We start from the raw sequence: 6,876 nt of genomic DNA, 5'->3' as shown, positions 1-6,876 counted from the left end.
TCCAGGTTGGCGGCCTGACGCTCGGTGCGGCTGGCCAGGTCTTCGGAGGCGACGGCCAGCTGGCTGGACCCGGCGCTCAGGCTTTCGACGCTGTCGGCCACGGCGCGGACGGCGGTGCGCAGGGCGCGGGTCGCGGCGTGGAAATCGTTCTGAAGCGAGCGGTACTCCTCGGGGAAGACGTCCGGGATGGTTACGGACAGATCGTTGTCGGCCAGGCTGTGCAGGGCGGCGCCCAGGGCGCGCACGACCTCGGCCTGGCGGGCTTCGGCGGCGTCGTGCTCGGCCTGCACCCGGTCGCGTTCTTCCTGCAGGGCGTCCAGATAGATGGAGATGGCCAGGTCCATGTCCAGCATGACCCGCTGGTTCAGCTCGGCCAGGGCTTCGGCGGTGATGCGGTCGTGCGCGCGGCGGTTGGCGAACAGCTTCCTGGGGCGCTCGACCACGGCGCGGGTCAGGTGGGCCAGGATGACGCTGTAGCCGCCGATGTACCAGCGCGGCTCCAGACCGATGCGGGCGTGGACGCGGCCGATGGTGCGCACCGAGGCGGCGTAGTCCTCGTCGGCGCGACCGTCGATGATGGCGCTCCAGTGGCGCTGCTGGGCGTTGCTGGCGGCGGCGACATGGCTTTCGTCGCGGAAGAAGCGGCGGGTCTCGGGCTCGGCGCGCACCTTGTCGTAGAAGGCGGCCAGGGCCTGGGGCACGGCCTGACGCAGCAGGCCCGAGATGGCGCTGTAACCGGCGGACGGCCGACCCAGCCCCATGAAGTTCATGCGACGGTCGATCTCGTGGGAAGCCATGACGCAACTCGTTTCAACGGCAGGGCGGGGGAGAGCCCTTAATGCCCCTTGTCACCAAGAGGGTATTGGCCGGGTTAAGCCCGGATTGCGTAGATTCCCTTAACCGCTTCGGAGGGCCCGCGATTCAGGTGAGCGGCCGCTCATATAAAGACATCCTTATGTCTTGATTGCTCCCGCCGCCGCGCCGCGCTATAGCGACGGCGATCCCCCGACAGTGGCCGAAAGACATTTCTGCATGACCGACTACATCGTCCGCGACATCTCCCTGGCCGACTTCGGCAACAAGGAAATCGCCATCGCCGAAACCGAGATGCCGGGCCTGATGGCGCTGCGCGCGGAATACGGCGCGTCCCAGCCGCTGAAGGGCGCCCGCATCGCCGGCAGCCTGCACATGACCATCCAGACGGCCGTGCTGATCCAGACGCTGGAAGCCCTGGGCGCCGAAGTGCGCTGGGCCTCGTGCAACATCTTCTCGACCCAGGACCACGCCGCCGCCGCCATCGCCGCGTCGGGCACGCCGGTCTTCGCCTTCAAGGGCGAGACCCTGGTCGAGTACTGGGACTACGCCCACAAGATCTTCGAATGGGCCGACGGCGGCTATCCGAACCTGATCCTGGACGACGGCGGCGACGCCACCCTGCTGTGCGTGCTGGGGCCGAAGGCCGAGAAGGACGCCAGCGTCCTCGACAACCCGCAGAACGAGGAAGAGGAAGCCCTCTTCTCGGTCATGAAGCGCTATCTGAAGGAAAAGCCGGGCTTCTATTCGGCTATCCGCGACGCCATCGGCGGCGTGTCGGAAGAGACGACCACGGGCGTCCACCGCCTGTATCAGATGGCCGAGCGCGGCGAGCTGCCCTTCCCCGCCATCAACGTCAACGACAGCGTCACCAAGTCCAAGTTCGACAACCTGTACGGCTGCCGTGAGAGCCTGGTCGACGCCATCCGTCGCGGCACCGACGTCATGCTGTCGGGCAAGGTGGCGGTGGTCTGCGGCTACGGCGACGTGGGCAAGGGCTCGGCGGCTTCGCTGCGCAACGGCGGCGCCCGCGTGATCGTCACCGAGATCGACCCGATCTGCGCCCTGCAGGCGGCGATGGAAGGCTATGAGGTCCAGACCCTGGAAGACGTCGCCGACAAGGCCGACATCTTCGTCACCACCACGGGCAACAAGGACGTCATCCGCGTCGAGCACATGCGCGCCATGCGCAACAACGCCATCGTCTGCAACATCGGCCACTTCGACTCTGAGATTCAGGTCGCGGGCCTGAAGAACTTCAAGTGGGACAAGATCAAGGATCAGGTCCACCACGTCGAGTTCCCGGATGGCAAGAAGATCATCCTGCTGTCGGAAGGCCGTCTGGTGAACCTGGGCAACGCCACGGGCCACCCGTCCTTCGTGATGTCGGCGTCCTTCACCAACCAGACGCTGGCCCAGATCGAGCTGTGGACCAACGCCAAGGCCTACGACAACAAGGTCTACACCCTGCCCAAGCACCTGGACGAGAAGGTCGCCTTCCTGCACCTGGCCAAGCTGGGCGCCAAGCTGACGACGCTGAGCCAGGATCAGGCAGACTACATCTCGGTGCCGGTCGAGGGTCCGTTCAAGCCGGAACACTACCGCTACTGAGACCTGTCTCGGGTCTGAAAGACAGAACCCCGCGCCGGCGACGGCGCGGGGTTTTCTTTTGAACTTACGCTGCGACGTCGCGTGGATCGAACTCGTCAGGCCCTCGGCCCATCAGGCCGGTTTCGAAGTCCATGAAGATGTCGATCAGCTCATCCACCCCGACCGGCGGCGCCTTGGGGTTGAAGCGGAAGCGCCAGAAGCTGACGATGTGCTGCACTGCGCCCAGCTGGTCGCCCAGGCGAGTGAACAGGGCGGGCGCCTCCAGCAGGAAGTCGCGGAACGCCACCGGATTGCCCTCGCGCGTCAGTCCCGCATAGGCGTCGTCGTAGTAGCGCAGGGTGCGGCTGACCTCTTCGCAGGTCTTCATGATGCGGCCGCGCAGCACGCCGCGTCCGCGCGCGATATAGTCCTTGGCCGCCTGGTCGCTGGGGCCGGCGGGCTGGATCGTGCCCACTTCGTCGGCCACATGGACGATGTCGGCCATCAGACTGGCGAGCGCCCATTTGTAGTAGAGGAAGCCCTTCCAGCAGAAGACGCCCTCCTGATACTGCTCGGGCTCCAGCTTCAGCGTCAGGCGCAGCGCCTCCAGCCGGTCGCCGGGGGCGTTGGACAGGATCTTCGACGCCATGCGGGCGGTCGAACCGGCGGCCACCACCCCGTCGCCGACGCTGAGCGTGACCAGAGGCTCGATCTCCTTCTGGACGAACTCCAGCATACGCTCCAGGTCGGCCTCGCTGAGGGCGAAATAGCAGGGGGCGGCGTCCACATTGCCGCGCCGCAGCTGTTCGCGCAGCAGAAAGGGGTCCAGCGACGGCAGCTGATCCATCAGCCGCAGGGTCTTCAGGTCCGGGTGGTCGGGGTCGACGCCGAAGGCCTCGTGCATGGCGCGCTCGAAGCCGATCTGGTTGACGAAGATGAAGCGGCCGCCGGTCTTCAGGTCGGTGCTGTCGATCGGCACTACGATCTTGGTCGCCACCTGACGGCGGCCCGGAAAGGCGTCGGTCTCATTGCGCCGCAGCCTGTGCTTGATGATCAGGGCGCGGTTCAGGGCCGGGTTGCGGAACATGGGGCGCTCGGCCCAGTCGTCGCTGTCGCCGTGCTCGTCATAGACCTTGAGCAGGTTCAGCACGCGCGCGGTCGAGGCGGTGCGGCGCAGGTGTTCGAGGTTGCGGATGGCGCGATCAGTCATGACGGCCATCCTGCCAGTCAAAAATGACCAACGGCTTAGTTTGGCGCAGGTCAAAAAAACGGGCCGCTTCCTTCAAGGAGGCGGCCCGGTCAGTCGGGGAGGAAACTGAAGAGGGGTTAGAAGGTCGTCGTCACCGACATCCAAAGACGACGCGGCTCCTGATTGTTGGCGTATTCCGGCGAATAGGCGACCGGCGCGCCATAGGGAGCCAGACGGACGAAGTCCTTGTCGAACAGGTTGTAGATGGCCGCATTGAGGGTCACGCGGTCATTGACTTCGTACGAGCCGCCGAAGTGGAACAGCTCATAGGCCTTGAAGTCGCCCAGGGCGTCGCGGGCGGCGCCCTCGCCGCGCCAGCGCTCCGAGCGGTATTCGCCGCGCAGCCAAGTCGACAGACGGTCGGTGGCCTGCCAGCGCAGCTGGGCGTTGATCATGTGCTCGGGCGTATCGGTCAGGGGGCGGCCGGCCTGCGCGCCGGTCTTCTGCTCGCTGTCGGTGTAGGTATAGTTGCCGTGCAGGCTCCAGGCCTCGGCGAAGCGCCAGCGGGCGACGACTTCCAGGCCCTGGGTCGTGGCCTCGTCGATGTTCACGCTCTGACCGAACTCCTTGATCGCCGACCAGAAGCCGACGTCGGCGCAACCCGTCTTGGAGTAGTCGCCGGCGTCGTATTGGGCCTGGGTCAGGCCGAAGGTGCAGTTGGCGATCGGCTGGCCCGAGGCGATCTTGTCCTCGAAGTCGTTGCGGAAGACGGTGGCGTTGGCGCGGAAGGTCGAGCCGTTGTCGAAATAGACGCCGAACTCATAGGCCACGCTGGTTTCCGGCTGCAGGCCGGGGCTGCCGATCAGCGGCAGGGCGCCCTGGCGCCCGAAGCCGTTGATGCCGGGAGTCAGTTGCTCTAGGCGCGGGGTCTTGTAGCCGCCGCTGACGCCGCCCTTCAGGGTCCATTGCTCATTGGCGTTCCACACCAGATAGGCGCGCGGGCTGACGTGGTCGCCGAAGCTGGAGTGGTCGTCGTAGCGGAGGCCGACGGTCAGGGCCAGATCGTCGCGCAGCCGCCATTCGTCCTCGGCGAACAGGGCCCATTGCTCGAAGGTGAAGGCGCCGGCCGCCACGCCGTCGGTCATTTCGGCGTCCATGTACTGGCCGCCGACGGTGAAGGTGTGGTTGCGCCACTGGCTGTTCAGCTTGGTGTCGAACAGGGTGGTCTTGGTCTCCAGGGTGCGGTCGCCCCCGGCGCCGGGAACGCCGCGGGGGATGATGCGGCCGACCGTCTCGGTCTTGTTGTGCGAGAGGGTGGATTCCAGCGTGCCGAAATCCAGGCGCCAATTGTGCGCCAGCAGGTACTGCTCGCGGTTGAACTCCAGGAAGTCCTTGTAGCCGCCGGCGACGGTGTTGGTGCCCATCTGGCCCTTGGCGTTGTCGTACCACTGGCCGGCCGCGTCGACGTCCAGCCACAGGTCGTGGTCCGCGTTCGGCGTCAGGCTGAGGCGGGCGCCCAGGGTCCAGATCTCATAGGCGGTGGCGCTGCGCCCGAAGCCGGTGACGTCGACCTCGTTTCCGTTCACGTCGCGGTATTTCAGGTCCGACTGTTCGCGCTCGGACCAGGAGCCGCGCAGGGCCAGGCCCAGGCGGTCGCCGATCAGCGGACCCGAGGCGTAGCCGTTGATCCCCCAGAAGTCGCCGAACTCGTCGTCGCCCTGCAGGGTGTAGTTGGCCGAGGCCGAGCCCGTCCAGGCGTCGCCGACCTTGCGGGTGATGATGTTGACGACCCCGCCCATCGCGTCCGAGCCGTAGAGGGTGGCGACCGGGCCGCGCACCACCTCAATGCGGTCGATGGCCGAGACCGGCGGCAGGAAGCTGTTGGCCGTTTCGCCGAAGCCGTTCGGGGTCACGCTGCCGGCCGTGTTCTGGCGGCGGCCGTCGATCAGGATCAGGGTGTAGTCCGAGCCCATGCCGCGAATGTTGATGGTCTGGCCGCCGGTTTTGCCGACGCCGGAACCCGTGTCGACGCCCTCGATGTTGTTCAGGATCTCGGCGATCGAGGCGGCGCGGATCTCTTGGATCTCCTTGCGCGGCAGGACGCTGATCGAGGCGGGCGCCTGGGTGATCTTCTGCTCGAAGCCCGAGGCGGTGACGACCACGTCGGCGACCTTGTGCGTCTGCTCCATCATGTCCGTGGTCTCGTCAGCCAGGGCGGGCGCGCCGGCGCCCACAGTCATCAGAGCGGTGGCGGCCAGCAGGGACGAACGGCGGGACATGCGTGAAGGGGACATTCGGGGAGGGGCCTTTAAAATGAGAACGCCTCTCAACAGCGTTCGCATTCTCAACGCAATAGGGGTGTGCGAATAGGTCGCAATTGCGATCTCGTTTCGACATGTCTGGCGCGGGATGGCGGGCGGGCCTAAGAAGCGGTCATGGACCTCATCGACATTCTGATCCTGATCGCCGTGGCCGGCGTCGTCGTCACCCTGGGCTTCGGCCTCTACAACCTGAACAAGGGCGGGGAAGGCTCGAGCGTCCGCTCGAACAAGCTGATGCGGCTGCGCATCATCCTTCAGGCGGTGGCGGTGCTGCTGCTGATGGTCGGCATGTGGCTGAAGCGGACGCACGCGGGCTGAGGCGCGCACCAATAGGAACAGGGGAGGGCGCGTCATGGTGACGCTGAACAAGATCTACACCCGCACCGGCGACGCCGGGCAGACGCGGCTGGCTTCGGGCGCTCCGGTGTCCAAGACCGATGCGCGGGTCGAGGCCTATGGCGCGGTGGACGAACTGAACGCCGTCATCGGCGTGGCGCGCCTGAACAGCGGCCAGAACGACCGCATCGACGCTATGTTGGGCCGCATCCAGAACGAGCTGTTCGACCTGGGCGCCGATCTGGCCACGCCGATGGAGCCGGCGCCCAAGTGGGAGGCCCTGCGCATCATCGCCACGCAGGTCGAGCGGCTGGAATCAGAGATCGACTGGATGAATGAGAGCCTCAAGCCGCTGGACAGCTTCATCCTGTCGGGCGGTTCGCCGTTGTCGGCGCATCTGCACCTGGCGCGCACCGTGTGCCGCCGGGCCGAGCGCGAGGCCGTGCGTCTGATGGAAGCGGGCGAGGTCGTGAACCCTGAGGCGGTGCGTTACCTCAACCGCCTGTCGGACCTGTTGTTCGTGGCCGCCCGCCGCGCCAACGCCAATGGCGCGGGCGATGTCCTGTGGCGGCCCGGCGCGACGCGCTGAGGCGCGGGCCTACTGCGACCGCAGGGCGTTCACCCGCT

General features: G+C 66.5%; 6 protein-coding genes. 3 read left to right on the top strand and 3 right to left on the bottom strand.

All coding sequences use genetic code 11. The features are described from left to right. Positions 1-797, bottom strand: a 797-nt coding sequence (locus BDIM_RS14205; protein ID WP_040346312.1) for a protoglobin domain-containing protein, incomplete at its 3' end; no start/stop codon positions are given. Between the two features lie 235 nt (positions 798-1,032). On the opposite strand from BDIM_RS14205, the gene ahcY reads away from it, so the two are divergent. After that, entirely contained in the window at positions 1,033-2,424 is a 1,392-nt protein-coding gene (gene ahcY / locus BDIM_RS14200) for an adenosylhomocysteinase (protein WP_003166281.1), read from the top strand. Positions 2,425-2,488: 64 nt separating this feature from the next. Here the strand turns inward: ahcY and BDIM_RS14195 are convergent, their stop codons facing one another. Both BDIM_RS14195 and BDIM_RS14190 read right to left on the bottom strand, forming a co-directional pair. Next, entirely contained in the window at positions 2,489-3,613 is a 1,125-nt protein-coding gene (locus BDIM_RS14195; protein WP_040347107.1) for a hypothetical protein, read from the bottom strand. Between the two features lie 116 nt (positions 3,614-3,729). Next, positions 3,730-5,871 carry a TonB-dependent receptor domain-containing protein gene (locus BDIM_RS14190; RefSeq protein WP_211205993.1) on the bottom strand — a complete coding sequence of 714 codons (2,142 nt, stop codon included), beginning with the start codon at positions 5,869-5,871 and terminating at the stop codon, positions 3,730-3,732. Between the two features lie 156 nt (positions 5,872-6,027). On the opposite strand from BDIM_RS14190, the gene BDIM_RS14185 reads away from it, so the two are divergent. Together BDIM_RS14185 and BDIM_RS14180 are read left to right on the top strand one after the other, a co-directional pair. Beyond that, the gene (locus tag BDIM_RS14185; protein ID WP_003166279.1) at positions 6,028-6,231 is read left to right on the top strand and encodes a twin transmembrane helix small protein; all 204 of its coding nucleotides are present in this window, start codon (positions 6,028-6,030) and stop codon (positions 6,229-6,231) included. A 34-nt stretch (positions 6,232-6,265) separates the two neighbouring features. Beyond that, positions 6,266-6,838 (top strand): cob(I)yrinic acid a,c-diamide adenosyltransferase, encoded by a 573-nt coding sequence (locus tag BDIM_RS14180; protein ID WP_003166278.1) that lies wholly within the window; start codon positions 6,266-6,268, stop codon positions 6,836-6,838. Positions 6,839-6,876 lie beyond the last annotated feature (38 nt).

Source organism: Brevundimonas diminuta ATCC 11568 (assembly GCF_000204035.1).
GTDB classification, from domain to species: domain Bacteria; phylum Pseudomonadota; class Alphaproteobacteria; order Caulobacterales; family Caulobacteraceae; genus Brevundimonas; species Brevundimonas diminuta.
The sequence above is the reverse complement of the archived record's forward strand: the minus strand, read 5'-3'. Positions and strand labels throughout refer to the sequence as shown.

Bases quoted from the DNA above. Each gene is read 5' to 3' on its own strand.
- BDIM_RS14190 (WP_211205993.1), bottom strand. From the start codon at position 5,871: ATGTCCCGCCGTTCGTCCCTGCTGGCCGCCACCGCTCTGATGACTGTG.
- BDIM_RS14195 (WP_040347107.1), bottom strand. From the start codon at position 3,613: ATGACTGATCGCGCCATCCGCAACCTCGAACACCTGCGCCGCACCGCC.
- BDIM_RS14185 (WP_003166279.1), top strand. From the start codon at position 6,028: ATGGACCTCATCGACATTCTGATCCTGATCGCCGTGGCCGGCGTCGTC.
- ahcY (WP_003166281.1), top strand. From the start codon at position 1,033: ATGACCGACTACATCGTCCGCGACATCTCCCTGGCCGACTTCGGCAAC.
- BDIM_RS14180 (WP_003166278.1), top strand. From the start codon at position 6,266: ATGGTGACGCTGAACAAGATCTACACCCGCACCGGCGACGCCGGGCAG.